Origin of the sequence: Nostocoides veronense (genome assembly GCF_039531185.1) — a bacterium.
In the GTDB taxonomy this organism is placed as follows: Bacteria; Actinomycetota; Actinomycetes; order Actinomycetales; family Dermatophilaceae; genus Nostocoides_A; species Nostocoides_A veronense.
On record NZ_BAAAPO010000039.1, the window covers coordinates 15529 to 40591 of the forward strand.

A 25063-nucleotide genomic window follows, 5' to 3' on the forward strand; every position below is an offset into this window, starting at 1 on the left:
CGAGGGACGCGCCCGATCGTCGGCGTGTTTCCCGATCTCGACGTGCAGCCGCAGACCCAGGCGGTCAGGCGGAGGGCACGGAGTCGACCGCGCCGCCGTACCGGCGCTCGCGGTCCGCATACATCTCGATGGCCCGCCACAGGTCACGCCGGTCGAAGTCCGGCCACAGGGTGTCGAGGAAGACCATCTCCGCATACGCGCTCTGCCACAGCAGAAAGTTGGAGGTGCGCTGCTCGCCGCTGGAGCGGACGAAGAGGTCGACATCCGGCATATCCGGCTCGGGGAGGTAGCGGGCGAGAAGCTTCTCGTTGACGCTGCCGGGACGCAGCTTGCCCGCAGCCACCTGCTCGGCGATTCGCCTTGTCGCAGCGGCGATTTCGGCGCGCCCGCCATAGTTGACACAGAAATAGAGCGTCAGCCCAGTGTTGTGCTGAGTCATCTCCTGGGCGACTTCAAGCTCCTTGATCACCGAGCCCCACAGGCGCGGCCGCTGCCCCACCCAGCGCATCCGCACGCCCCACTCGTTGAGCTGGTCGCGGCGCCGGCGAATGACATCGCGGTTGAAGCCCATGAGGAAACGCACCTCGTCGGGGCTGCGTTTCCAGTTCTCCGTGGAGAAGGCGTATGCGGACAGGTGCGTCACCCCGACCTCGATGGCCCCCGCGACGACATCAAGCAGCGCGGCCTCGCCGGCCTCATGGCCCTTGGTCCGCGGCAGCCCGCGCTGGTTGGCCCAGCGGCCGTTGCCGTCCATGACGATCGCGACATGCTTGGGCAGCGCGGCGGCGGGATAGCGCGGCGGCTGAGCTCCGCTCGGGTGCGGGAAGGGAGCGATCATGTGGTGAATCCTGTTGCCAGAGGGAGCTTTTCGACGTGCGGCTCGCGTTCGACATGAGGCAGCGAGCGCAGGCCGCGCTCTAGGTGCCATTGGACATATGCCGCGGTGATGCCATTGCCTTCACGCCGGTGCTGCGGCAGGCTCGCGTCCGCGATATCCCAGTCGCCGACGAGGAGCGCGCCGAGCAGATCGAGCGTCGCGCGGTTCGGGGCGACGGAGCCGGGGCGGCGGCAGGACGGACATACGGACCCGCCGGAGGAGACATTGAAGGCTAGCTGCGGGCCGGGGTCGCCGCACTGGGCGCAGTCGAAGAAGCTCGGCGCGTAGCCGCCGATCGCGAGCGCCCGAAGCAAGTAGGCGTCGAGGACGAGCGAGGCGTCGTGCGTGCCGCCGGCGAGCGCGGCGAGGGCGCCTTGTAGCAGGAGGTATTGCTGCAGCGCCGGCGCCCGCTCCTCCGTGAGGCGGTCAGCCGTCTCCAGGACGGTCGCGAGGGCGGTGTAGGCGCGGTAGTCGCGGGCGATCGGATCCCCATACGACGCGATGCTCTCGGCCTGGGTGACGGTGTCGAGATTGCGGCCCTCATAGCACTGCAGGTCGACGATCATGCCCGGCTCCAGGCGCGCCCCGAACCGGCTCTTGGTGCGCCGCACCCCCTTGGCGACCACGCGGATCTTGCCCCGCTCGCGTGCCAGCACCGTGATGATGCGGTCGGCCTCGGCGAGCTTGTGCGTGCGAAGCACGATCGCCTGGTCGCGGTAGGTGGGCACGCCCCCATTCTCCCCCGCCTTGCGCGGGAGTCACGCCAGCCACACGTTTCTCTCCGGATGCCGCTTTGTTGAGGTTCGGCCGACTTTCTAGGCGGGGTGAACCTCAACCTTCCGGCATCCGGTGAGAAATGGGAGAACGGCGCGGCCTCTCATACATATGTTCGATTCATGTCGTATGCTGATCGGGTGAGCCTGCAGGACGTCCTGGACTTCGGCGCGGCGGAGGTGAGCGACGACTCGCCCTTCGGCCCCCTCGAACCGCTCCGCACGCCGTTGTCGCGGGGCGCCTGGGTCGACGTCGCGCCGGGCTGGCTGCGGGCGGCCGACGAGCTGTTCGAGGCGTTGTGTCGGGATGTGCCGTGGCACGCGGAGCGGCGACAGATGTATGACAACATCGTCGACGTCCCCCGCCTGACGAAGTTCTATGCCGCCGACGAGCCCTGGCCCCACCCGCTCGTCGACGAGTTATGCCGCGCGGTGAGCGAGCACTACCTGCCCACCCTCGGCGAGCCGCTCGTCACCGCGGGGCTGTGTCTCTATCGCGATGGCGCGGATTCCGTTGCGTGGCATGGCGATCGGATCGGACGGTCGCGATACCACGACACCATCGTCGCGATCTTGTCGCTCGGGTCGACACGCACCCTGGCGCTGCGGCCAGCCGGGGGCGGAGCGTCGCTGAAGTTCACGACCGGGCATGGCGACCTGGTCGTCATGGGTGGTTCGTGCCAGCGGACGTGGGAGCACGCCATACCCAAGACCCGCGATGTCGTCGGCCCGCGCATCTCCGTCCAGTTCCGGCCCGCCGGGGTGCGCTGAGACACGCGCGCGGCTGAGCAGGCATACTCATGCGCTTCCGTGCGGCGACCGGCGAGAATGCGCCCATGAACACGCGATCCGATGGATCAGACGGCACGGCTCCCGGAATCGTGACCGCCCTGGTGGACTCCGGGATCGTCGCCGCCGACGATCGCGAGCGCGCCCTCGCGATCGTCACCCAGCGCCTCGGCACGCGTCGGGCTCCCGCAAGCGGGGCGTCCAACACTCTCCTCGCGACGCTGCTGGGGTATGTCGGTGGCATCCTCGTCGTCGCCGCCGGCGCGGTCTTCATCTCGCTGCAGTGGAACCAGATGAGCGTGCCGACACGGATCCTTGCCCTCGCCGGGAGTGCCTTGGTGCTGGCCATCGTCACCGCCGTCGTGCGCCTAACGGGCGAGCAGCCGGTCGAGTCCGCCCGGCGGCAGCTGGCCGGCGTGCTCGGCCTCGGCGCCTCGGCGCTCGCGGCAGGCGCGCTCGGGGTCTTCCTCGAGGATCGACTCAAGCCGAACACCAGCGTCATCCCGGTGTGGGTCTTCGGGTTGTTCACGATCTTGGCGGTGCTCTTCTATCTCTTCTCGCCCTCGTTGCCCGGCCAGCTCGGCATCGGATTCGGCCTGTTCATCCTCATCGCGAGCGGCGGGTCAGCCCTCTTCGACGGCTCGTCTCTTCTCCAGGGCATCGCGCTGCTCATCATCGGTCTCGGCTGGTTGGCGCTCGCCGAGATGGGGCGCTGGCGTGAGGATCAAACGGCCCGGCTCGTGGGTGGCGCGCTCACGCTCCTCGGCGCGCAGTTCCCGATGTTCGACGGCCGCGACAACCGCCAGATCCTCGCCTATGTCCTCCTCACCTTGGTCGGCGTCGGCGCCTTTGCCGCCTACCTCCGCTTCCGCGAGTGGCCCTACCTCGCCATGGGTGTTGTCGGCCTGACCCTCGCCGCCACGGAAGCGGCCGTCGACTTCATCGAGGGCTCCGGCGCCGCCGTCGGCCTCCTCGTCGCCGGCGTGGTCCTGCTCATCACCAGCCTCCTCGCCCTCCGCCTCCGCCGCGCCGAGTCACCGACCCTGGCGAGTCACAGCAGTTGACAACTTTCCCGCCCATTGCCGGAACGTGTCAGGCCATGGGAGGGAACATGGACATACGCAACGGTAATGATCCGTTGCGTATGTCCATGTTGTGGCAATGGGCGGGAAAGTGCGCTGAGGCGCCCGCTACGGGCCGCCGCCGGGGCGCGAGATCGCGTGGTCGGCGCCGGTCTTGGCGCGGTCGCGGTCGGCGCGGTTGAGGGCCGACATGATCGCCCGCAGCGAGGCCTTCACGATCGACTCGTGCAGGCCGACACCCCACAGAACCCGTTCTCCCACAGCACATTCCACGTATGCCGCGGCCCGCGCGTTCCCGCCGGCCGACAGCGCGTGCTCGGCATAGTCCAAGACCCGCACATCGACACCGAGCGCCGACATCGCGTCGATGAAGGCGTCGATCGGGCCGTTGCCGCGGCCGGAGATGTGCACTTCGCGGCCGTCGTCGGTGATGATCGAGTCGATCTCGTCGTCGCCGACATCGGTGCTCATCAGGGTCGAGCGGACCGGGAAGAACCGGCCCCAGCGAGTAGCCGGATCCTCGGAGTGGAGGTACTCGTCCGCGAACATCGCCCAGATCTCCGCCCCGCTCAGCTCGCCGCCCTCGGCGTCGGTGCGCTTCTGGACGACTTGGCTGAACTCCACCTGCAGCCGGCGCGGCAGGTCGAGACCGTGCTCGGCCTTGAGCAGGTAGGAGACCCCGCCCTTGCCGGACTGCGAGTTGACCCGGACCACTGCCTCATACGACCGGCCGATGTCGTGCGGGTCGATCGGCAGATAGGGCACGCCCCAATCGATCCCGTTGATATCGGTGCCCGCCTCCCGCGAGCGCTTGGACATGTCCTCGAAGCCCTTCTTGATGGCGTCCTGGTGGGAGCCGGAGAAGGCCGTGTAGACGAGGTCGCCGCCCCACGGGTGCCGCTCGTGGACGGGCAACTGGTTGCAGTGCTCAACCGTGCGCCGGATCTCGGCCATGTCCGAGAAGTCGATCTGCGGGTCGATGCCCTGGCTGTAGAGGTTCATCCCTAGCGTGACCAGGCAGACATTGCCGGTGCGCTCACCATTGCCGAACAGGCAGCCCTCGATGCGGTCCGCGCCGGCGAGGTAGCCCAGCTCCGCCGCCGCGACGCCCTCGCCGCGGTCGTTGTGCGGGTGCAGGCTGACCATCACACTGTCGCGCCGGTCGAGGTGACGGATCATCCATTCGATGGAATCGGCATACACATTGGGGGTGGCCATCTCGACGGTGGCGGGGAGGTTGACGATCATCTTGTGATCGGGGGTCGGGTCGATGACCTCGATCACGGCATTGCAGATCTCGACCGCAAACTCCAGCTCGGTCCCGGTGTAGGACTCCGGCGAGTACTCGTAGTAGACCGTCGTCTCCGGGATCGTCTCCTCCAGCTTGCGGCACAGCCGCGCGCCCTGGAGGGCGATGTCGATGATGCCCTCCTTGGACAGGCCGAAGACGACCCGCCGCTGCAGCACCGAGGTGGAGTTGTAGAAGTGGACGATCGCCTGCTTCGCCCCGCGGATGGCGTCGTATGTCCGCTCGATCAGGTGGTCACGGCACTGCGTGAGGACCTGGATGGTCACGTCGTCGGGGATGTGGCCGCCTTCGATGAGTTCGCGGCAGAAGTCGAAGTCGGTCTGGCTCGCGCTCGGGAAGCCGACCTCAATCTCCTTGTAGCCCATCTTGACCAGCAGCTTGAACATCTTCAGCTTGCGGTCGGAGTCCATCGGGTCGATGAGCGCCTGGTTTCCGTCGCGCAGGTCGACCGCGCACCAGCGCGGCGCCTGGGTCATGACCTTGTCGGGCCAGGTGCGGTCCGGCAGCTCGACCTGGATCTGCTGCTGAAACGGGAGGTACTTCGTGAACGGCATCGGGGTCGGATGCTGGGGGTGGATCATCGCTGGGGTTTCGCCTTCGTCTCGTCTACGTCAGGTTCAGCCGATGGGCACGACAACCTCCGCGACGAGGGGCGGCCGATTCAGGCCCCGCCGCGGCAGCGAAGGAGGAGGAGTCCACGCATGACGAGGATCAGTATGCCGTGCCCTCGCCCCTGTGGTCACCCGGGGGTCCAAAGCTTCGTGGAGATTGGGCAAGCACTCGGAACTCAACTTGGCTAACGCACGAGGGATACAAGGCCCTGACCACCATCTTTTGGCTTTTCCGACTGATGCCGTGCTGGGTGCCGCGAACGGGTATCGCTTCGCCGGCGTAGGTTCTCGCGGTTACGTGCCGTTCCGGGTTCAAGGTCAGTGTTGGGGGAGGCCCGGAGATCCATAACAGTTTCACCTAGTCGCTAACCAGCTGCATGAGCTCGGAGTAATTGGTGACGACGTCGTACTTGACGTCGGTGTTGTCAAGCGAGTTGAAGAACTTGCGGGCGCACTCGATTTTGGCGTTCTCGACGCCCTTGAGTTGGAGGCTGGACATCGAGCCCTTCGTCTCAGCAACGAAGTAGACGTGTTTGATCTTCGTAGTGTCGTCGCGGAAGGCGATGGCCCAGTCGGGGTTATAGTCGCCGACGGGCGTCGGGATGGAGAAACCGCGCGGCAGCTTGGAGTAGACGACGACCTCGTCGCTGACGTCGAGCTTCTCCACGAAGGCCCGCTCAACCTTGGAGTCGGTCACGACGTACTCGTAGACGCTCTTCTTCAGTTTCTCGCCAGCCTTGGACAGGTCCTGTGCTGTCTGGTTCTCGGTGAAGATCGAGGAGTCGTAGCGGCTGTCGCGCGGATCGTAGGTCAGGTGCTCGACGATGACCGTCGCCTTCTGCTCGTTGATGAGGCGGGCAGCCTCGGTGATGAACTGCTCCGGATTCTGCTTGAACTTCGCGAACGTGCCCGGGTTGATGCCGGTGAGGATCGCCGCGCAGGTTCGGCGGGTGAGCTGAGTCTTCTCCGCAATCTCGCCGAGTAGGTCGTACTTGACCGTGGAGCCTGCCGAGACGGCAGAGTGCTCGAGCTTCGTCTCAGAGACCTTGAAGCCCGTGCCGGCCTCGAGCTGCTCCACCTCGAGCCCGACGACCTGCTTGCCGGCCTCGACGAGGTACTGCATGACGGTCACGTTGAGCGACTTATCGAGGGTGCGGATGCAGTTCTTGATCAACTCCTTGGAGTCGAACTCGACCTGGTAGACGGCCTTGTGGTTGATGCGACTCCAGAGCGCTTGGAACTCCCGCTTCTTGAAGTTCGCCTCGTTGAACGGGATCTTCTTGGGCTTGCGGCCATCGACAGGTTTCGGCAGGTCCAGGTAGAGCGCATCCACGAGCGGCCACATGAAGTCGATCACCGGCTTCAGCGCCTCGGCTGTGGGTGCTGCGAGGGTCCCGTCGGCGCGGGCGTCCTTGTACTCCTGTGTGACGAGGCCGTCGTCGTCGATGTAGTCATGACGGATCAGGTGGTTGTAGAGAGCCTGAGCGATCGACTTCTCCAAGACACTGGTCGTGCCGTCCGCGAGCTTGATCTGCTTGCCGGTGAAGTAGTCGACGCTGGCCTTGCGGGGACGGGCCGACAGGGACTCGATGATCTCCTTCTGCAGGGCTGTGACGAAGTCGGTGTACGACTCGTCGGTGACGACGGTCAGCTCGTTGATGTCATGGACCGTGACCGGGTTGTCCATCCGCTCCCCGTGCTGGTCGACCGACAGGCGGAGGCCGCGGCCGATCTCCTGTCGCCGGGTGGTGGTGTTGTCGCTCTTCTTGAGCATGCCCATCACGAACACGTTCGGGTTGTCCCAGCCCTCACGTAGCGCAGAGTGTGACCAGATGAACCGCACGGGCTCCTCGAACGACAGCAACCGCTCCTTGTCCTTCAGGATCAGGTCGTAGGCGTCGACGTCGTCCGACTGCCCCGCGAGATCACCGCGGGCGGCAATCTTGCCGTCGACGGACCGCCCGGTCTTCTTGTCGATCGAGAAGTAGCCCTCGTGGGTGGAGCGCACGGGGATGGCTTCGACGTGCTTGCGGTACCGCTCGGCCGCGTCGTCGAAGTCCAGTTGGCCGAGGAAGTCGGCCAGCACTTCCCCGTACTCCTCCTCGAATACGCGGGCGTACTCCCCAAGTGTGTCTTCGCGCTCGTAGTCGCGGTACTTGGCGACCTCGTCGATGAAGAAGAGCGACAACGCCTTGATGCCCTGCGCGAACAGCTGGCGCTCCTTGTCGAGGTGGGCGCGGATGACCTCGCGAATCTGGATGCGGCGCTTCTGTCCCTCCGCCACGTCCTCGGTCACCTCTCCCGCGCCGATAACGTCGCCGTTGCTCAGCTCGATAATGTCGCGGTTCGCATCGACGTTTCTGATGAAGAGGCCCTTGTATGCCTCGATGCCGCCAGAGACGACGTGCAGGTTCGTGCCCTTATTCACCCGGGCGACCTGCCGCCTGATCCCATGGGCAGTCTGCACCTCCAGTTCGACGCGCGCCTTGGGGAAGTCTGCGCCCTTGCCGATCTCCAGTCCATCGACGTAAAGGTATGCGCTACTGCCGGTCAGGTACTTCACGGTGATACCACGGACGGCGATCCTCTTGACGAGCTTCTGGTTGTAGGCGTCCATCGCGTCGAGCCGGTGCACCTTGGTGCGCTCGATCCTGTGGGTCGCCGAGTAGCGCAGCGCGAACAAGGCGTTGAAGGCGGCGAGGGCCTCCAGCGACTTGGACGGCTTCTTCGCGTCGCCTTCGATCTTCTGCGGTTCGTCAATGATCAGGATCGGACGGTTCGCTGAGATCACGTCGATCGGCTTGCGCGAACCGAAGTCATCCAGACCCTCAAGGACAATCTCGCCGTTTGGAAGCCTTCGCTCTGTTCCGTGGATGCGTCGAGCATCCTTGCCGGTGGCGTTGAAGGCCTGGATATTGATGATCATCACCTGCACGCCGGAGTCGGACGAGAACCGCTCCACTTCGTGCAGACGCGAGGAGTTGTAGATGAACGTTCGCGGCTTGGTGCCATACAGCTGCTGGAAGTGATCGGCAGTGATATCGAAGGACTTCTTCACGCCCTCGCGGATCGCGATGGAAGGCACGACCACAATGTACTTCGACCAGCCGTACCGCTTGTGCAGTTCCATGATCGTCTTGATGTAGACGTAGGTCTTCCCGGTGCCGGTCTCCATCTCGATGTCGAGGTTGATCGGGGCCGCCGACTTCTTGACCGGGTCCTTTAGGTCCTTCACGGGCTCCAGTCCGCGTACCCGCTGTACCGCGTGCACGTTCGTCAGGAGTTGCGACAGCGTCAGCGCGATCTCGGCGTTGCGCAGGCCCGCGTCATCCAGCAACGTCGGGGCGACGGCCTTCCCTGGGTCGATGCGGTACTTCACACCGTCCGCGTAGGGCTGGCCGGAGAACACCTCGACCACCGCATCGACAGCTTCAGTCTGGTACTGCTGGACCTTGAACTGGAGCTTCATCGCTCAGATCGCCCTAACCTCGGTCTCGGGCGACACCTCGCGGAAGATCTGCTCGGCATTGATTCGAGCGGCGTCGCTCGCGAAGCCCGCGTCGAGGAACACGGCGCGCAGTGGCTGTCGGCTCGCGATCTCCTTCACGACCGCTTCCGTGACCTCGCCAGAGAAGCACGCAACGAGCGAGCCGTCCGCAACCGAGAGTATTCGGCGATCTGCAACCTCCTCGACCGCGAGTGGCTCTGCGAGATCCAATCCCCAGTCGAGCATCACCTGGAACAGCAAGTCTTCGTCGGTGCGGTCGGGCTTCACGCTGGCGACCGCGTCAGGGAGCGCGAGCTGCTCGAGATCATCAGCGGTCACTAGCGTGTCGGCCATGTTGGTCGTGGCAACCTGCAGCGAACGGAAGCCAACGTCGAGCTCAGCGCTTAGCAGTCCGGCCGAGTGTCGTGCTTGTACTCCGGCCCTCCGAAGCCGCTCTCGGGCGATGCTGGCAATGGTGTCGTATTGCGGATGATCAACTGGCTCGTCTAGCTGGATGAGGATGTAGCGGCGATGTCCGCCGTCTGTCGAGTTGAGATCCATGACGGCGTGACCTGTCGAACCAGAACCGGCGAAGAAGTCGAGAACGATTGCGTCCTTCGCTGCGTCGGTAACGAGACGGATCCAACGCGCTAGGACCCGGCGATCCTTCGGGTTCTGGAAGACGATCTCGCCCATGAGGTTGCGCATATCAGTGCTCGCGGCCTTACGGTCCTGCGCGAACACCGAGATCGCGACCTGGTCACTCGCCTCATCAAGAAAGCGAATCCCACGAGGAATCGCAGTCTCGTCCGGACCGAACCAGATCTGGCCGGCCGCGATACGCCGATCCATCTCGTCCTTCTGGAAGACCCAACCCCGCTTCGGAAGCGTGACCGGTTTACGCGTCCTCGGATGGAGGATTTCGTAGATGGGTCCGCCTCCACCCGGCCATGTGATGTCGTGGTAGGTATTCATCGCACGGCCGGTAACGGGCTGGAGTTGGTCGTACCGTGCCACCGAATCGGTAATCTCGCCGGCGGCCTTCTTGCTCTTCAGCCACGCCTTCCATTGCGCAGATGCTTCGTCATCGCTCTGACGTGTCGCCCAGATAGACGCGGCCTTCGCGAGAGCATCGTCAAGACCGACTTTGGGCTCTCGCCAGCGCACTCCGAGTTCGCTGAGGCGCGTCTCATTCTTAGCGTAGATCAGCATGTAGTCGGCGCCGTTGGATACGTAGCGGGAGTCGTTCTTGCGCCCGCCTTGCCAGACGACGTCCGATATGAAGTTCCCAGCGCCGAAGACCTCATCGAGCAGTCGGTGGAGATTGGCGTGCTCGTTGTCACCTATTGCGGCGATGAGCACGCCGTCATCAGCCAGCAGGCTCCGTGCCAACTTCAGTCGAGAGAACATCATGCTGAGCCAGTCGGAATGGAAGCGTCCGTTTGCCTCGGTGTTGGCCACAAGACGGTCGCCGCTCTCCGAGTGCTGCCCTGAGCGGGCGAGGTAGTCGGCGCTCGACTCAGCGAAGTCGTCCTCATAGACGAAGTCGTTACCCGTGTTGTAGGGCGGGTCGATGTAGATCACCTTGATCTTGCCGAGGTAGGACTCCTGGAGCAGCTTCAGCGCGTCGAGGTTGTCGCCCTCGATAAAGAGGTTCTTGGTCGTGTCGAAGTCGACTGACTCCTCACGGACGGGTCGCAGCGTCTTTGCGATCGGTGCGTTGGCAGCGAAGGCTGCGGCCCGTTTGCCGGGCCAGTCGAGCTGGTAGCGCTCTTGAGGGCCCTCGACGATGTGGTCGGACAGCTCCTGGCGCAGGAGGTCGAAGTCCACGGCGCGCAGCGGGTTCCCGTCTGCGTCGACCGACTCGGTGATCACGCTGGGGAAGAGATCCGCAAGCTTGTCGACATTGGCTGCCGTCAGGTCTGGTGAGGTCATGCGCAACTTCTCCACTAGGCGTTCCTCAGTTCGTCGTTGTCATGGTCGAGTCGGGTGCCGGGTTCGTGAGGTCAGCGAGGGCGTCTTGCTGTGTCTTGAGGGTCCGGCGCAACTCGATCTTGCGATTGAGTTGCGGCTCTGCCCTGAGCTTCCTGGTCAGCGCGGAGATGTCGCGCTCGACGCGGGAAATAGCTGCAAGCCGAGCAGCTATTTCCGCCACTGGCTCACCAAGGCGGGTCGGTGTGGGTAGCAGCGGGTCGAGCAGCGCGGCATACAGATTGGGGAGGGTGATGCTGGGAGGCAAGGGGCGTCGGAGGTCATCGCGGACCCATTCGGACGAGTAGTACCGGCCCCCGGGGTTCCCCGCTTTGAGAGTCGCGGTCATCCGCGTGCCTTGAATGGAAACAATCTCGAAGACCACGGGCTGCTTGATGGCTTTGTCGATCGTCGCAAGCACCGACGCGTCGACGTCTTCGCCCTTGGCCTTGATGACCAAGACCTGAATCTCTGGGACCTCGCTGCTCGGTGGCAGGTTGATGGTCGACTGCGCCAGCTTGTAGGCCCAGGTTATGCCTTCGACCTCGGCGACGAACCGGGCACGAACGGCCGGGGTCACCACCGCCCGCTCGTAGAACTTGGTCTTGGGAATGGTCTTGCCGAACCGCGCAGTGTCGGGCCAGCGATATAGGACGTCGGTCATTCCGTGGTCCCGTCGGGGCTGACGACGGCAATGAACGCAGTCAGCTCGAAGTCGTCGAGGCCTGCGATGGACTGGGTCAGTGCCGTGGTGGGGCCATCGGTGAAGAGGCTGTCGACGTCCCGCTCCTCGGTAACGTCGATCATGGTGCGGATGGCGGCGGTCAGCAGTTCGGAGTACCCCCCCATCTCGGCGCCCTCGCTCGTGGCGCTGTTGAAGATGTGCGTGACCTCGCCGACGGGCTCCTCAAAGGGTCGGCAGCCGGCCCGCAGCAGGTCGAGGAGATGCTTGGCCTCGGTGTGGTCAGCAACGAGGTTGCCGTCGTCGTCGAGGTAGATGAGGTAGTGCGGGTGGAGGCGGTTGCCGCGGTTGATGTGCTCGTCGGCGTTGACGTTCCGGAGGGCGAAGATGACACCCGGAACGAGACCCTTGGCGCGGTCGGCTGGGACGACTGCGTGGAGTCCCTTGGGGGAGGTGGCGACGCCGACGTTCTCCTTCATGTAGCCGAGGAGGTCCATGCGGAAGTCGTTCAGGCCGAGGTCGGTGATGGAGACGCCGGTCCGAACGTCTTCGAGTTCGATGACCTCGTCCTGGAGCTTGCGAAGCTGCTCCTTGCGGAAGGCGGCTTCGCTTCCTTCGAGGGTGAGCACGTTGTCGTCGGCTGTGCCGGCAAGATCCGCGATCACCATGCGGTTCTCGACGCGTTCCTTGAGGTTGATGTATTCGTCCAGGCTCATGTCGGGCCAGAAGTTGACCATCTGGATGTGCGCGTTCGTTGACCCGATGCGGTCGATGCGGCCGAAGCGCTGGATGATCCGGACCGGGTTCCAGTGGATGTCGTAGTTGACGAGGAAGTCGCCGTCCTGGAGGTTCTGGCCCTCGCTGATGACATCGGTGCCGATGAGGATGTCCAGTTCGGCGGTCTCCTTGGGCATGGTCAGGTGCCGCTGCTTGGACTTCGGCGAAAACAGGGTCAGTACCTGTTGGAAGTCGTAGCCGCTGCCGAGGGTCGTCTTAGCTGCATGGCTGCCGCCGGTCACGATCGCGGAGGACAGCCCACTCTGCTCGAAGTCTGGTGCGAGCTGGCGGTAGAGGTAGTTGGCGGTGTCTGCGAACGCGGAGAAGATCAGGGCCTTCTTATTGCCGGGGTTGATCGGCTGGGCAACCTTGGCGAGGACGAGGCGCTTGAGCTCTTGGAGCTTGAGGTCGTGCTCGGGGGTGATCTTGCGCATCTCGTCCAGCAGCTCGCGCAGGGTCTCGCGGTCGTGCCACAGGTCGCGCTGCCAGGACTCGATGTCCACGTCGGCGAGGTCGACCTTGATTTTCGCGCCGAACGAGAGCGCCTCGACGTTCGCGTCCTCTGCGTCGTCGACGTCGAAGTCCATGCCCTGCAGATCAATGTCGATCTCGGACAAGGCGTCGGAGTGCATCTCGAGCCGGATCAGCGTCTGGTTGACGGCCCCTTCGATCTTGTCGAGCGTGATCCTGAACGCCTCGACTGAGCTCTCGAGTCGCTTGAGAAGGTTGACCGTCATGAGCTTCTTGAGGCCCTGCTCTCGTCCGAACTGGCCGAGGTTGTCCCGCGCGGTGCCGCCCTTGACGTTGTAGAGGTCTTCGTACTTCTCCTGGCGGCTCGGGAAGATGTAGGCCAGTGGGGTGTACACAGCAAGGGTGAGCACTTGGAGTTGCGCGAAGATCTCGTTGAAGCTCGGCACGCTCGGCAGGTCTGACAACGGCATACGGACCGACAGCGGGGCAAGCCGCTCGGGAAAGGCGCCGATCTCCGAAGTGTCGTAGAAGGCTTGGATGTGCTTGCGGGAGCGGGCGATAGTGACCGAGTCGAGCAGCTCGAAGAAGTCGAAGTCGAGCATCTTCAGGATGCGGTCGGTGGTGCGTTCCTCTGGGTCGAGCTTGGACCACTCGTTGAAGACCTTCTGCGCATCACGGAAGACCTGTTCGACAGTGCTCGAGATGTTCAGGTGCTGCGCCAGGTTCTCGGACTCGCCCTCGTAGGCGAGCTGCAGTTGGTTCTTCAGGTCGTTGAAGCGGTTGTTGACCGGTGTGGCCGAGAGCATCAGAACCTTGGTCTTGACCCCTTCCTTGATCACCTGGCGCATGAGTCGCTGGTAGCGCGACTCCTTCTCCTCGGCGTAGTCCGCGTTGCGGAAGTTGTGGGACTCGTCGATGACGACCAGGTCGTAGTTGCCCCAGTTGATGCGGTCGAGGCGAAGGCCCATCGACTCTCCTCGCGTGCGCGAGAGGTCGGTGTGCGCGAGGACGTCGTAGTTGAACCGGTCGCCGGCGAAGATGTTCGTGGTCAGGTTGGCGTTGTAGTTCGTCCAGTTCTCCGCGAGCTTCTTGGGCGTGAGCACCAGGACGGCCTTGTTGCGCAGCTCGTAGTACTTGATCACGGCCAGCGCCGTGAAGGTCTTTCCGAGGCCGACGCTGTCGGCGAGAATGCAGCCGCTGTAGGTCTCCAGCTTGTTGATGATGCCGACGGCGGCGTCGCGCTGGAAGTTGTACAGGCTCTGCCAGACCTTGGTCTCCTGGTAGCCCGTCCGGTCGTTGGGCAGCACGTCCTCGCTGATGTCCTCGAGGAACTCGCTGAACAGGTTGTAGAGGATCAGGAAGTAGATCCGTGCCGGCGAGTTCTCGGCATAGACGCTGGCGATGTGGTCGTGGACCGCCTGCGTCACGTCCTGCACCTGGGCGGGGTTGTGCCAGATCTGGTCGAACAGCGCTAGGAACTGCGACGCCATCGGTGCATCGATCTTCTGCACCATGTTGGAGACGGCGTTTCCGGGCTCGTAACCAAGATCTGCCGTCGTGAAGCCCTGCAGCGGCATATACGCAGCACGGTCATCGACCACGGCGAACTGCTGCATCGGGTTGCCCGTCGCGTTCGATCGAAACGTGACCCTGTCACGGATCCATGCGGCGCACTCCCGAGCGATGGCGCGCTGAGTGAGCTTGTTGCGGAGCCTGATCTCGAACTCCGAGCCGTACAGGCTCGACTCCCCACGGTTGCCAGCGGGGATGAAGAACTCTCGCCGCTCCTTGCGGAGCCGGTCCGTCCCCTGCCCATTGACGAACGATGGAGCAGTGAAGAGGAACTCCAACTCACCGACCTGCTCCAACTCCTTGCGGAGAGCCTCGAAGGCGAAGATCGAGAAGGTCGATGCAGCGATGCGGACCCTTGAGCCAACGGTCACCTCGATCTTGAGGTCATCCCCGAGGGTTTCGTTGACGTTGTCGATGATCTTCACTTCGAATGGACCCAAGCGGTCGTTGGTTCCCATAGGTGCCGCTCTGCATCGATAACCCAGAGTCGCGATGATGGATCGTATGGGCCGTCGAAGACTGAGTCAGTCAGCTCCGCCTGACTGTCTTCCTTTTCCATACCCTCCCACCTCCAACAATGCGCTTGGTTCGGGCGACTCTACCCATGGAGTTGAACGACACGCTTGGTCACGCAGGGTGATCTACGACAGCCGCGGCAATCACGGATGTCACGATGCAGACGAGACAGCTAATGTATATGCATTGACAATACGACCAACGGAGCGCCATGGGCACCGCCAGGACACGACCCACCAAGTCTCAGCAGCTGAATTTCCGCACGACCCACAGGCAGGCCGACCTGCTTCGACGCGCGGCTGCGGCCGCGGACACGACCGTGACGGACTTCGTCCTTGATAGCGCGGTCGAGCGGGCCGAGAGGGTCCTCGCTGATCAGCGGTTGTTCGGTATTGATAAGGCTCAGTGGGATGAGTTCGTCGCACTCCTTGATGCACCCCTCCCTTCGACCGAGAGGTTCCACGCCCTGAAGAGTCGGCCCGATCCGTTCGTCGATGGGCCATGACCGAGCCGGTTCACCGTCCTCGAAAGCTCGATCGGCAGGTCCATCTCTCGGAGTTCGACAGCGGCGCAGCGGAACTCGACGTGTGGTTGCAGCGGTTCGCGTGGGAAAACCAGCGGGCAAACAACGCCGTCACCTATGTCGCAACGATGGGGCCGCGCGTCGTGGGCTACTACGCGATCGCTCCCGGTGCGGTCGAGTTGGTCGATGTGCCCCCACCGCTGAAGCGGGGCACGAGACCCGACCCGATGCCCGTGATTGTGCTTGCGCGACTGGCCGTCGATCGATCGGTGACCGGGCGCGGCATCGGGGCCGGTCTGCTTCGGGATGCCTTGGAGCGATGCGCCCTGCTCAGCGAATCCATTGGTGCTGCAGCACTTGTCATCCACGCTCGCGACAGTCAGGCTCGCGACTTGTACCTCAAACTCGGAGACTTCGTCGCATCCCCCGCATCCGAGCTGCAGCTGATGGTGTCCATGAAGGAGCTACGGGCCCAGTTCCTCGCCTGACAGGTGAGTCGGCGCTTCCACGGGATCTGCATGGTCAACGCGGCCGGTCACGAACGGGGGGCGAGGAGCACCAAAGCGTGACGCACCGCGAGGACCGCGGGGTGGGTGGCGCTGCCCTGGCGCACCACGGTCTCGAGGCGACGGTGTGGGGAGGCGGGGAGGTTGAGGGTGCGGCAGCCGTCAGGCAGCCCGGAGGCGAAGGCCAGGGCGGGGAGGAGCGCCATACAGCGGCCACTGGCGACGAGATCCAGGTGGAGGCGGAGGTCGGTGGCCTCGAAACGGACGTCGGGGAGGAAGCCGGCGGCACGGCATACGGACTCGGCCCAAAGCCGAGAAGTGGTGCCCGCTGGCTCGAGGACCCACTGTGCCTCGGCAAAGTCGGCGAGCGATCGGCGGGAGCGGGGAGTTGTCGCCGGCACCACCAGAAGCAATGGGTCGTCGGCGAGTGGCGCGGCGTCGAGGTCGTCGGGCCACGGTGAGGCGTCGCCGGGATAACGCTCTGTCAGAACGAGATCCAGGTCGCGGGCCCGCAGGCGCGGGATGGCGAGTTCCGGTTCCACCTGACTCGCCTCCACCCGCAGTCCGGGGTGCGCGACCGACAGCGACTCGACCAGCGCCGGGACGTATGCCGACATCGCGCTCTGGAAGGCGGCGATCCGCACCGTCCCGGTCAGCGTGGTCAAGGACGCGGCGACGTCGGCCTCAGCTTCGTCGAGCACCTGCAGGATGCGTTCAACGTGACCCACCAGCACGAGCGCCTGAGGGGTGAGCCGAACGCCCCGGCCGTGCGGCTCCAGCAGCGCGACGCCCACCTCCTTCTCCAACTGCGTCAGCTGCTGCGAGATGGTCGACGGACTATAGGCAAGCGCTTCGGCCACCGCGGCCAGGGTGCCGCGATGGCTGAGTTCGCGCAGGACGCGGAGCCGGCCAAGGTCATACATCGCGGATTCCTTTAGATCGTCAATGAGTAATCGTCAAAAACATTCGCTGGACCACAGAGTGCCAGAGCCCTAGCGTCATGACCATGACCACGGACAGCACACCGCGCAGCGGCGCGCACCACCACCGCGCCGGCGCTCGCGACTGGACCGCTCCCCCACCCCGATCGTCGGCGCGTGCCTTCCATCGCACGCTGCACGGATACGCGCCGACCCGGCTCGCCGCACTCCCCGAGGCTGCCCGCGACCTCGGTCTCGCGCGGGTCCTCGTCAAGGACGAGACCAGCCGCCTCGGCCTGCCAGCGTTCAAGGTCCTGGGGGCGAGCTGGGCTGTGCACCAAGCACTTTCGGCCCTGGAAGCGGCCGGCGAGCCCCGCCCGCCGCGCCTGACCACGGCCACCGACGGCAACCACGGCCGGGCCCTGGCCCGCACGGGGGCGCTGCTCGGCATATCGGCAAAGATCTTCATCCCCGACGGGGTTCACCCGCAGGCGGCTGACGCCATCCGGGCCGAAGGCGCCGAGGTCGTGGCCACCGGACTCGACTATGACGGGGCGGTGGCGGCCGCCACGGCATACGCCCACGAGACGGGCGCGCTGCTCGTCCAGGACACGGCGTGGCCGGGGTATGAGGAGATCCCCGCGTGGATCGTCGAGGGTTATCGCACTCTCGTCGAGGAGGTCGATGAGCAACTCGCCGCGGACGGCCACGCACCCGATCTCGTCGTCATCCCCGTCGGCGTCGGGTCACTCGCGCAGGGCGTGATCGAGCACTACCGCACCCCCGGCCGCGCCGCCCGCCCAGCCCTCCTCGCCGTCGAACCCGTCGCCGCCGCATGTGTCCTCGTGAGCCGACAGGCCGGCGAACCGCTGTCGGTCGCCACCACCGCGACAACGATGGCCGGCCTCAACTGCGGTACGCCGTCGAGTGCGGCATGGCCCGCGCTCTCCGGAGGTCTGGATGCCGTTGTGTCCGTGACGGATTCGGACGCCCGCGCCGCCCAAGCCATCCTCCGCGACGCGGGCATCGACGCCGGCCCATGCGGCGCTGCCCCACTCGCCGGGCTTCTCGCCATGGCCGCCACCGGCGCGCTCACCGACCTCGACCTCCCCACCGAGGCCACCGTGGTGCTCTTGTGCACCGAGGGCGCCGCCGCCAATCCCGCCTGAACGGACCTGACCATGGACACTCCACTGCACATCAACGGCGAGCGCCTCTGGTCGCGCCTGATGGAGCTCGCCGAGGTCGGGGAGTATGACGCCCACTCCGGCCTGCGCGGCGTCAACCGGCTCGCGCTCACCGACGCGGATTCCGCGGGTCGTCAGCTCGTCGTCGGATGGATGCGCGCGGCTGGACTCGCCGTGCGAGTCGACGCCATGGGCAATGTCTTCGCGAGGCGAGGCGGCACGGATCCCGATGCCGCCCCGGTCATGTCCGCGTCCCACATCGACAGCGTCGCGACCGCGGGTGCGTTCGACGGATGCCTCGGCGTGCTGGCGGCTTTGGAGGCCGTGCAGGCCCTCGACGAACTCGCGCTCTCCACGCGGCGGCCGATCGACATCGGCTTCTTCACCGAGGAAGAAGGCGTTCGCTTCGGCACCGACATGCTTGGCTCGGCGGTGGCGTGCGGGCGCATCGACATCGCCCACGCGCACGCCCTAAGGGACGCCGAAGGCAGCACTCTCGCAGCGGAATTGGCCCGCACCGGATGGAACGGAACGCATCCGGCCCAGCTCGAACCGCCGCACGCCTACGTCGAATGCCATATCGAGCAGGGCCCCGTTCTCGCCGCCGAGGGCCTGACTCTTGGCGTGGTCACTGGCGTCCAGGGCATCAGCTGGCAGGAGGTCACCATCGAGGGCCGCTCCGCGCATGCTGGGACCACCCCCACCGAGCTCCGGCGCGATGCCGGTCTTGCCGCCGCCCGCGTCGTCACCCACGTACAGGAACTCGTCGACTCCGGTCGGCATGGCGAGTTGCGCGGCACCATCGGTCAACTGCGACTCGCCCCCGGACTGACGAATGTCGTTGCGCACCAAGCCATCCTGACCGTCGACCTCCGCAACCCCGACGAAGAGGCGCTGTCGGCGGCGGAAGGCGAGCTCGCGGCATACCTCAAATCCTTGGAAGAAGCCGGCCTGACCGTCCGCACGAAGCGGATGGCGCGCACGGCGCCGGTGCCCTTCGATGAGGGTGTGCAGAAGGCGATCGCGCAGGCGATAGAGGATCTTGGCCACGAGTTTCGGCGCCTGATCTCCGGCGCCGGACACGACGCGCAGGAGGTGGCCGCGATTGCCCCGACGGCGATGATCTTCGTCCGCGGCGAATACGACGGGATCAGCCACAATCCGAGGGAGTATTCGACCCCCGAGGCCTGCCACGCGGGCGCCGACGTGCTCGCCACCGTGCTTTACCGACTCGCGAACGAGGACTAACGAATGACCGACATCTCCCCCGAGCTGCTGTCGTTGCTCACGGATCTGGTTGCCATCGACTCGGTCAATCCCGGGCTCGATTCGACCGGTGCGGGCGAGTCGCCGCTGGCCGATCATCTCGAAACTTGGTGTGGCGAGCGGGGCCTCGCGTTGAACCGGCACGGATCGCCGGAGCGCCCGAGCCTGCTCATCTCGACCACCCGCGGCGCGCCCGGGCCGACGCTGGTCCTGTGCGGGCACCTCGACACCGTCGGTCTCGCCGGGATGAGCGAGCCGCTCGTCCCGCGCATCGAGGGCGGTCGTATGCATGGTCGCGGCACCTATGACATGAAGGGCGGCTTGGCGGCGGCTCTGGTCGCGGCGGCGCGGCTGGATGTTCCGGAGCATCGTGGACGCGTGGTCGTGGCCGCCGTCGCCGATGAGGAGAACCTCAGCCAAGGGATGGAGGACGTCCTCGCCTCGCTGAGCGCGGACGCCGCGGTCGTGACCGAGCCGACCGAGTTGGAGGTGGTGACGGCGCACCGCGGCTTCGCGTGGCTAACGGTGACGGCGTATGGCGTTGCCGCGCATGGCTCCCGGCCGCACCTTGGCGTCGACGCCATTGTCGCGATGGGTCCGGTGCTCACCGGCCTGGCGGAGCTGCAGACCACCTTGGCGGAGACCGCGCATCCATTGCTCGGACCGGGGACCGTGCACGCATCGCTGATCGAGGGCGGCACCGAGGTGTCAACGATTCCGGACCGTTGCGTGCTGAGGGTCGAGCGCCGCACCCTGCCCGGCGAGTCGGGAGCCACGGTGCTAGCCGAACTCGACGCCGTCGTGGATCGCGCTCGCGAAGCGATGCCGGACGCGCGCTTCGAAGTGACGCTGGACTTCCAGCGCGAGCCACTCGAAACCAGCGCCGACCATCCGCTGGTGGAGGCCGCCCTCGACGCACGTGGGGCGGTCATGGGCGCGGCGAGTTCTCCTGTGGGAGCGAGCTTTTGGGCCGACAGCGCGCTGCTGGCCAGCGCGGGCATACCGACGATTCTGCTCGGCCCGATCGGTGAGGGCGCGCACGCCGACGTCGAGTGGGTCGACCTCGCGTCGGTCGAGCAGACGGCCCTCATTTTGTGCGGCATTGCGGAGCGCCTGCCCGACCTCTGAGCGACGGCATACTGAGGCATGAGCGACTCCGACGGCGACGCCACCGCCCACAACGAGCCGAATTTCGATGGTGAGGAGACCACCGCTCCTCGTCACGTCGTGATGCTGAACCGCCGCGACGAGCAAGGCCTGATGCATCGTTCCATCAGCCTGTCCGACTCGGGCCAACTCGGGATCAGCGGCCACGACTTGGGGCCGGGTGTCGAGGCCTTCTTCGGCGCCAACGAGTACGAATTCGAGCGCACCTACAGCGCGGACGACACCACGCGAGCCCGCGAACTCCTCGGTGTGGCTCCCGACGACGGCCTCCTGCAGGCGATCACGGAGCGCTTCCGCGCGACGCATGAGCTGGAGTCATTCCTCGAAGGACACGGGAACGAAGGCGAGTTCTGGAGCCGGGTCGGGGACTGACGGGCTGGCCTGGTCGAGCAGGAACACATCGCGCGCAAGAACCGGGTCCGCGCGATCTGACTGAAGCATCCGAAGATCAGCCGTCGGCCCCGCGCGCCTGATGGGATGCCTCGATCAGGACGTGCAGCCGATCGCGCAAATCCTCGAGTTCCGACAGCGGCATCCCGAGGCGCGCGACGATGCCAGCCGGCACGGCCGGCGCATACTCCCGCAGTGCAGCGCCCTCGGCGGTCAATGTCACCGCCAACGCGCGCTCGTCCTTGGCATCCCGGGCGCGCGTCACGTAGCCGACTGCTTCGAGCCGCTTGACCAGCGGGGACAGCGTGGCTGGCTCCAAGGAGAGTCGCCCGGCCAGTTCGGTGAGGGAACTCGGCGACTTCTCCCACAGGGCCAGCATGACGAGGTATTGCGGATGCGTCAGGCGCATCGGCTCGAGCAGCGGGCGATACAGACCGATGACATTGCGGGCGGCGACGGCGAGCGCGAAGCAGACCTGCTGATCGAGAGCCAGCAGGTCAGGCTGGGGAGCTTCGGTCTTGGTTTGCATGATTTGCCAAGCTTACCTCTCCGCCCTAATCTTTAGCGCACTATTCATTAGTCCCCTAAGCATCAAGGATGTGTCATGAGCAAGTCGGACTTCGAAGGCCTTTCGCTGCCCTATCGCATCGGCTGGCGCATCCGGTACGTCATGTATCACCTCTATGGCCCGGCCGCAGGAGATGGCCCCTCGGATCCGCACTGGCGCCTGCGCGAGGAACGGCGCCGTCGCGTTGAAGCGGCCCGCGCGGCGCGCGCAGAAGGCTGACTCCACCCCGTCGACCGGCGGGCATGATGGGGGCATGTGCGACACCCTCGTGCGCATCACGGACGATGCGGTGCTCTTCGCCAAGAACTCGGATCGCGATCCGGTCGAGGCCCAACAGGTGGAGTTTCACCCCGCCGCTGATCACGGAACCGGCCGAATCCGGCTGACACACACCGATATCGACCAGGTTGGGCAAACCTATGCCGTGCTCATTTCGCGTCCGTGGTGGATGTGGGGCGCCGAGATGGGCACCAACGAACACGGCGTGACGATTGGCAACGAGGCGGTCTTCACCCGGCGGGCGGGCGGCGGCGGGGGCGACTTGACGGGGATGGACCTGCTGCGACTGGCGCTGGAGCGGGCGAGCGATCGGCATACGGCCGTCCAGGTCATCGTCAGCCTGCTGGAGCAGCACGGCCAGGGTGGCGGGGCGAGTCACGAGCACCCGCGCTTTCGCTACGACAACTCCTATCTCATCGCCGACCCCACCGGCGCGGTGGTCCTGGAGACGGCGGGCCGGCGGCACGCGGTGGAGGAGGTGCGCGGCGCGCGCTCCATCTCCAACGGCCTGACCATCCCCGGCTTCGCCGAGCGGTATGCCGATCCCCTCCGCGGCCGGGTCGCCCAGCGTTCCGTGCGCCAGGCGCGCACGGGCCCGGCTGCGCAGGCTGCAGACGGTGTGCTCGACCTGATGGCGGCGCTGCGCGATCACGGCGGCAACGGATCGATCGCCTATCGGCGGGCCAATGGCGCTCTGGCGGCACCCTGTGCCCACGCCGGCGGCCTGCTCACCAGCACCCAGACGACCGCTTCGTGGGTTGCTAACGCGACGACCGGCGAACACTGGGTGACCGGCACCGCCGCGCCGTGCACCTCGCTCTTCAAACCGGTCGCCCTGGCTCCCCCGTCGTGGCCGCAGCCCACCGGGCTGAGCAATCGCGCCGACACCGCCCACCTGTGGTGGCGGCACGAGCGCATTCATCGCGGCTGGACCCGCGACCCGCAGGCGTATGCCGACACGCGCCGCGAGCGCGACGCTCTCGAACGCGAGTGGGTCACCTCAGGTGCCTCTGCGGACGAGGCGTGGCCGCTCGCGTCCGCCTGGGAGGAGCGGGCCGCGGCCGTCGTGCCCAGTGGGGATGCCCGGCCAGCCCTGGTCCGCGGCCTCTGGCGCCGCTGGGATCGAGCATCGAGGATGGCGGGATGACCCGCATACTCATCGTGGGCGCCGGCCTGGCCGGGCTGAGCGCAGCGCGCGAACTCACCAAGGCCGGCATGGAATGCCTTGTCCTGGAAGCGCGCTCGCGCGTCGGGGGCCGTGTCATGGGAGGTTCGGTGGCCGGGCAGGCCGTCGAGTTCGGCGGGACGTGGATCGGCGAGGGACACGAGCGCATGTATGCCCTCGCCGCCGAACTCGGCCTGCCAACCTTCCGCACCCATAACGACGACGGCCAACTCCTGGTCGACCTCGGCGGCCGTCAGTCGCGCATGAAGCCGACGAAGGGCGCCGTGCCGAAGCTCAGCCCGTTCGCCCTCGCCGACCTCGGGCAGGGGCTGCTGCGCTTTGCGCGGCTGGCCAAAGGCGTCGATCCCGAACGGCCGTGGCAGCACGCACACGCAGCGACGCTCGATGGGCAAACCTTCGAGACGTGGATCCGCCGCAACCTGCGCACCCCGAGCGGGCGCGCCTACTTCCGGATCGCGACCGAGGCCGTTTTCGCCGCCGACCCGAGCGACCTCTCCCTCCTGCACGCCCTGGTCTACACCGCGAGCAATGCCGACTTGGAGACGTTGCTCGCGGTCGACCACGGCGCGCAACAAGACCGCGTGGTCGGCGGGACGGTCCGCATCGCCGAGGCGCTGGCCACTGGCCTGGACATCCGGCTGGGCTCCCCCGTCCGCGCAATTCAGCAGTCCCCCAACGGCATTCGAGCCGTATGCCGCGACGGCGCCACCCACGCTGCCGACCGCGCCATAGTCGCCATCCCACCCACGCTGGCCGGCCGCATCGACTACGACCCGATCCTGCCGAGCTGGCGCGACCAGCTCACGCAGAAGTTGCCGGCCGGCGCGGTGGCCAAGACGTTCGCGGCAAACCCCACCCCGTTCTGGCGGGCGGCCGGGCTCAACGGGCAGGCCGCCTCGGATCGCGGACCGGTCAAGGTGAGCTTCGATGTCTCCCCACCCGACGGCCTGGTGGGCCTCCTGTTGGGCTTCGTCGAGGGCGGTGACGCACGCCGTTGGGTTCGATTGACGCAGGCCGAGCGCCGGCGCACGGTCCTGGACTGCTTCGTTCGGTACTTCGGCCCGCAGGCTGCCAATCCGATCGACTATGCCGAGCAGGACTGGAGCGCCGAGGAGTTTTCGCGCGGCTGCTATGGCGCCCACTTCGCCCCCGGGGTGTGGACGGCATATGGCGAGGCCCTGCGACCGCCGATCGGCCGAATCCATTGGGCCGGAGCCGAATACGCCACGCGCTGGAATGGCTATATGGAGGGCGCCGTGCGTTCCGGCACGGACACCGCGCGCGAGGTTCTCGCGTCGCTCAGCGCAGGCGCACCGACAGGCACGTGACGCAGCCTTCGAGTTTCTCGAACTCGCTGATGTCGACGGTGGTCACGCGGTAACCGCGCGCCCTCAGCAGCTCGGCCGTCTGCGGGGCGCTCGCGGACATCAGCAGGTGGTCCGGGTCGAGGATGACGACATGGGCGCCGCCCTCCTCCGGCATCCCTTCGTATGCCGGGAAAGCGCCCGGCCAGTCCACCACCGGATCCCAGCCGATTACGGTGCCGTCCGGCAGCGCCGTGACCGCCGACTTCAGGTGCAGGGCGCGCTCGACGGTCACGGCTTGGGTCCGAATGCCGAACTCCCCCAGGTGATTTGCAAGCTGCTGGATCCCCGCACCATTCGTTCGTCCCCCGAGCCCGACATATGCCGTGCCCCCCACCCGCAGCACGTCTCCCCCGTCAAGCGTCCCCGGCGCCTCGATGCGGGCGATCCGGTAGCCGAGTTCGCGCAGCGTCGCCTCCACCCCGGCCGGTTCGACGCGACGCTCGGGCGCACCCGACCTCGCGAGGATGGCGAGATCACCTTGGACGACGACCGGGTCCTCGATGAAGACGGCATCGGGACAGTCATCAGCCGGCGGCACCTCGACGGTCTCCCAGCCCGCGCAGCGGAGAGCTTCGGCATACGAAAGCCATTGGGAGAGCGCGCGATCGAGGTCCACAGGCTGCTTGTCGATGTGTGTAACGAGGCCGTCGGCGAGCAATAGACCGGGGCGGCGGATGAGGGCGCGACGAACGGGCATACGCACCAGGGTATGCATCGCTCGCGCATCCCTCGCGGTCTCGGCCAGGCAGCGCTATCTTGAACAGACTTGTCGAGCGTCCAAGAGTGG

Annotated in this window: 21 protein-coding genes; 11 read left to right on the forward strand and 10 right to left on the reverse strand. The window is 66.0% G+C overall.

Annotation, left to right across the window (positions count from 1 at the left end; translation table 11 throughout):
* Positions 1 to 64: 64 nt before the first annotated feature.
* Positions 65 to 838, reverse strand: coding sequence for an isoprenyl transferase (locus ABD225_RS12450; protein ID WP_344085743.1), 774 nt, complete (start codon positions 836 to 838; stop codon positions 65 to 67).
* Complete coding sequence (gene recO / locus ABD225_RS12455; protein WP_344085745.1) at positions 835 to 1605, reverse strand: DNA repair protein RecO; 771 nt, start codon at positions 1603 to 1605, stop codon at positions 835 to 837. The genes ABD225_RS12450 and recO overlap by 4 nt, the downstream gene beginning before the upstream one ends.
* Positions 1606 to 1773: 168 nt before the next feature.
* On the opposite strand from recO, the gene ABD225_RS12460 reads away from it, so the two are divergent.
* Together ABD225_RS12460 and ABD225_RS12465 are read left to right on the forward strand one after the other, a co-directional pair.
* Positions 1774 to 2421, forward strand: coding sequence for an alpha-ketoglutarate-dependent dioxygenase AlkB (locus ABD225_RS12460; RefSeq protein WP_344085748.1), 648 nt, complete (start codon positions 1774 to 1776; stop codon positions 2419 to 2421).
* 65 nt (positions 2422 to 2486) lie between these two features.
* Positions 2487 to 3503 (forward strand): hypothetical protein, encoded by a 1017-nt coding sequence (locus tag ABD225_RS12465; protein ID WP_344085751.1) that lies wholly within the window; start codon positions 2487 to 2489, stop codon positions 3501 to 3503.
* A gap of 126 nt (positions 3504 to 3629) precedes the next feature.
* Here ABD225_RS12465 and leuA read toward each other — a convergent pair whose 3' ends face one another.
* The 5 genes from leuA to ABD225_RS12490 all read right to left on the reverse strand — a co-directional run bounded on the left by leuA (position 3630) and on the right by ABD225_RS12490 (position 14859).
* Positions 3630 to 5411 carry a 2-isopropylmalate synthase gene (leuA, locus tag ABD225_RS12470; protein ID WP_344085755.1) on the reverse strand — a complete coding sequence of 594 codons (1782 nt, stop codon included), beginning with the start codon at positions 5409 to 5411 and terminating at the stop codon, positions 3630 to 3632.
* 388 nt (positions 5412 to 5799) lie between these two features.
* Complete coding sequence (locus tag ABD225_RS12475; protein ID WP_344085758.1) at positions 5800 to 8910, reverse strand: type III restriction-modification system endonuclease; 3111 nt, start codon at positions 8908 to 8910, stop codon at positions 5800 to 5802.
* A 3-nt stretch (positions 8911 to 8913) separates the two neighbouring features.
* Positions 8914 to 10863 (reverse strand): site-specific DNA-methyltransferase, encoded by a 1950-nt coding sequence (locus ABD225_RS12480; protein WP_344085761.1) that lies wholly within the window; start codon positions 10861 to 10863, stop codon positions 8914 to 8916.
* A 25-nt stretch (positions 10864 to 10888) separates the two neighbouring features.
* Positions 10889 to 11563, reverse strand: coding sequence for a DUF4391 domain-containing protein (locus ABD225_RS12485; protein ID WP_344085764.1), 675 nt, complete (start codon positions 11561 to 11563; stop codon positions 10889 to 10891).
* On the reverse strand, positions 11560 to 14859 hold the full coding sequence (locus ABD225_RS12490) for a helicase-related protein (protein WP_344085767.1): 3300 nt from the start codon (positions 14857 to 14859) through the stop codon (positions 11560 to 11562). The genes ABD225_RS12485 and ABD225_RS12490 overlap by 4 nt, the downstream gene beginning before the upstream one ends.
* Positions 14860 to 15128: 269 nt before the next feature.
* Here ABD225_RS12490 and ABD225_RS18740 point away from each other — a divergent pair, with 269 nt between their 5' ends.
* Positions 15129 to 15422, forward strand: coding sequence for a type II toxin-antitoxin system TacA family antitoxin (locus ABD225_RS18740; protein WP_425564413.1), 294 nt, complete (start codon positions 15129 to 15131; stop codon positions 15420 to 15422).
* A complete protein-coding gene (locus ABD225_RS12495) occupies positions 15419 to 15928 on the forward strand; it encodes a GNAT family N-acetyltransferase (protein WP_344085774.1) in 510 nt (169 codons plus the stop codon). Before ABD225_RS18740 ends, ABD225_RS12495 begins: the two co-directional genes overlap by 4 nt.
* Positions 15929 to 15975: 47 nt before the next feature.
* Here the strand turns inward: ABD225_RS12495 and ABD225_RS12500 are convergent, their stop codons facing one another.
* Positions 15976 to 16869: a LysR family transcriptional regulator gene (locus ABD225_RS12500; protein ID WP_344085777.1), complete on the reverse strand. Its 894-nt coding sequence runs from the start codon at positions 16867 to 16869 to the stop codon at positions 15976 to 15978.
* Between the two features lie 83 nt (positions 16870 to 16952).
* On the opposite strand from ABD225_RS12500, the gene ABD225_RS12505 reads away from it, so the two are divergent.
* From ABD225_RS12505 to ABD225_RS12520, 4 genes are read left to right on the forward strand one after another with little or no spacing between them, the layout of a single operon-like run.
* Positions 16953 to 18035, forward strand: a complete 1083-nt coding sequence (locus ABD225_RS12505; protein ID WP_344085780.1) for a diaminopropionate ammonia-lyase — start codon at positions 16953 to 16955, stop codon at positions 18033 to 18035.
* A 12-nt stretch (positions 18036 to 18047) separates the two neighbouring features.
* Entirely contained in the window at positions 18048 to 19301 is a 1254-nt protein-coding gene (locus ABD225_RS12510; protein ID WP_344085783.1) for a Zn-dependent hydrolase, read from the forward strand.
* Positions 19302 to 19304: 3 nt separating this feature from the next.
* Positions 19305 to 20447, forward strand: a complete 1143-nt coding sequence (locus ABD225_RS12515) for a M20/M25/M40 family metallo-hydrolase (RefSeq protein WP_344085786.1) — start codon at positions 19305 to 19307, stop codon at positions 20445 to 20447.
* Between the two features lie 18 nt (positions 20448 to 20465).
* Positions 20466 to 20858, forward strand: a complete 393-nt coding sequence (locus tag ABD225_RS12520) for a hypothetical protein (RefSeq protein ID WP_344085789.1) — start codon at positions 20466 to 20468, stop codon at positions 20856 to 20858.
* 76 nt (positions 20859 to 20934) lie between these two features.
* Here ABD225_RS12520 and ABD225_RS12525 read toward each other — a convergent pair whose 3' ends face one another.
* Complete coding sequence (locus ABD225_RS12525) at positions 20935 to 21405, reverse strand: MarR family winged helix-turn-helix transcriptional regulator (protein WP_344085792.1); 471 nt, start codon at positions 21403 to 21405, stop codon at positions 20935 to 20937.
* 75 nt (positions 21406 to 21480) lie between these two features.
* On the opposite strand from ABD225_RS12525, the gene ABD225_RS12530 reads away from it, so the two are divergent.
* From ABD225_RS12530 to ABD225_RS12540, 3 genes are read left to right on the forward strand one after another with little or no spacing between them, the layout of a single operon-like run.
* Positions 21481 to 21663, forward strand: coding sequence for a hypothetical protein (locus tag ABD225_RS12530; protein WP_344085795.1), 183 nt, complete (start codon positions 21481 to 21483; stop codon positions 21661 to 21663).
* Positions 21664 to 21697: 34 nt separating this feature from the next.
* Positions 21698 to 22870: a peptidase C69 family protein gene (locus tag ABD225_RS12535; protein ID WP_344085798.1), complete on the forward strand. Its 1173-nt coding sequence runs from the start codon at positions 21698 to 21700 to the stop codon at positions 22868 to 22870.
* Positions 22867 to 24237: a flavin monoamine oxidase family protein gene (locus ABD225_RS12540; protein ID WP_344085801.1), complete on the forward strand. Its 1371-nt coding sequence runs from the start codon at positions 22867 to 22869 to the stop codon at positions 24235 to 24237. Before ABD225_RS12535 ends, ABD225_RS12540 begins: the two co-directional genes overlap by 4 nt.
* On the opposite strand, the gene ddaH is transcribed toward ABD225_RS12540, so the two are convergent.
* Complete coding sequence (ddaH, locus tag ABD225_RS12545; protein ID WP_344085804.1) at positions 24209 to 24973, reverse strand: dimethylargininase; 765 nt, start codon at positions 24971 to 24973, stop codon at positions 24209 to 24211. The genes ABD225_RS12540 and ddaH overlap by 29 nt on opposite strands.
* Positions 24974 to 25063: the final 90 nt, after the last annotated feature.

What these genes read in the sequence shown, in the direction of transcription:
- ABD225_RS12450 (WP_344085743.1), bottom strand. Translation starts at nt 838, where the DNA reads ATGATCGCTCCCTTCCCGCACCCGAGCGGAGCTCAGCCGCCGCGCTAT.
- ABD225_RS12460 (WP_344085748.1), top strand. Translation starts at nt 1,774, where the DNA reads ATGTCGTATGCTGATCGGGTGAGCCTGCAGGACGTCCTGGACTTCGGC.
- ABD225_RS12465 (WP_344085751.1), top strand. Translation starts at nt 2,487, where the DNA reads ATGAACACGCGATCCGATGGATCAGACGGCACGGCTCCCGGAATCGTG.
- leuA (WP_344085755.1), bottom strand. Translation starts at nt 5,411, where the DNA reads ATGATCCACCCCCAGCATCCGACCCCGATGCCGTTCACGAAGTACCTC.
- ABD225_RS12475 (WP_344085758.1), bottom strand. Translation starts at nt 8,910, where the DNA reads ATGAAGCTCCAGTTCAAGGTCCAGCAGTACCAGACTGAAGCTGTCGAT.
- ABD225_RS12480 (WP_344085761.1), bottom strand. Translation starts at nt 10,863, where the DNA reads ATGACCTCACCAGACCTGACGGCAGCCAATGTCGACAAGCTTGCGGAT.
- ABD225_RS12485 (WP_344085764.1), bottom strand. Translation starts at nt 11,563, where the DNA reads ATGACCGACGTCCTATATCGCTGGCCCGACACTGCGCGGTTCGGCAAG.
- ABD225_RS12490 (WP_344085767.1), bottom strand. Translation starts at nt 14,859, where the DNA reads ATGGGAACCAACGACCGCTTGGGTCCATTCGAAGTGAAGATCATCGAC.
- ABD225_RS18740 (WP_425564413.1), top strand. Translation starts at nt 15,129, where the DNA reads ATGGGCACCGCCAGGACACGACCCACCAAGTCTCAGCAGCTGAATTTC.
- ABD225_RS12495 (WP_344085774.1), top strand. Translation starts at nt 15,419, where the DNA reads ATGACCGAGCCGGTTCACCGTCCTCGAAAGCTCGATCGGCAGGTCCAT.
- ABD225_RS12500 (WP_344085777.1), bottom strand. Translation starts at nt 16,869, where the DNA reads ATGTATGACCTTGGCCGGCTCCGCGTCCTGCGCGAACTCAGCCATCGC.
- ABD225_RS12505 (WP_344085780.1), top strand. Translation starts at nt 16,953, where the DNA reads ATGACCACGGACAGCACACCGCGCAGCGGCGCGCACCACCACCGCGCC.
- ABD225_RS12510 (WP_344085783.1), top strand. Translation starts at nt 18,048, where the DNA reads ATGGACACTCCACTGCACATCAACGGCGAGCGCCTCTGGTCGCGCCTG.
- ABD225_RS12515 (WP_344085786.1), top strand. Translation starts at nt 19,305, where the DNA reads ATGACCGACATCTCCCCCGAGCTGCTGTCGTTGCTCACGGATCTGGTT.
- ABD225_RS12520 (WP_344085789.1), top strand. Translation starts at nt 20,466, where the DNA reads ATGAGCGACTCCGACGGCGACGCCACCGCCCACAACGAGCCGAATTTC.
- ABD225_RS12525 (WP_344085792.1), bottom strand. Translation starts at nt 21,405, where the DNA reads ATGCAAACCAAGACCGAAGCTCCCCAGCCTGACCTGCTGGCTCTCGAT.
- ABD225_RS12530 (WP_344085795.1), top strand. Translation starts at nt 21,481, where the DNA reads ATGAGCAAGTCGGACTTCGAAGGCCTTTCGCTGCCCTATCGCATCGGC.
- ABD225_RS12535 (WP_344085798.1), top strand. Translation starts at nt 21,698, where the DNA reads ATGTGCGACACCCTCGTGCGCATCACGGACGATGCGGTGCTCTTCGCC.
- ABD225_RS12540 (WP_344085801.1), top strand. Translation starts at nt 22,867, where the DNA reads ATGACCCGCATACTCATCGTGGGCGCCGGCCTGGCCGGGCTGAGCGCA.
- ddaH (WP_344085804.1), bottom strand. Translation starts at nt 24,973, where the DNA reads ATGCCCGTTCGTCGCGCCCTCATCCGCCGCCCCGGTCTATTGCTCGCC.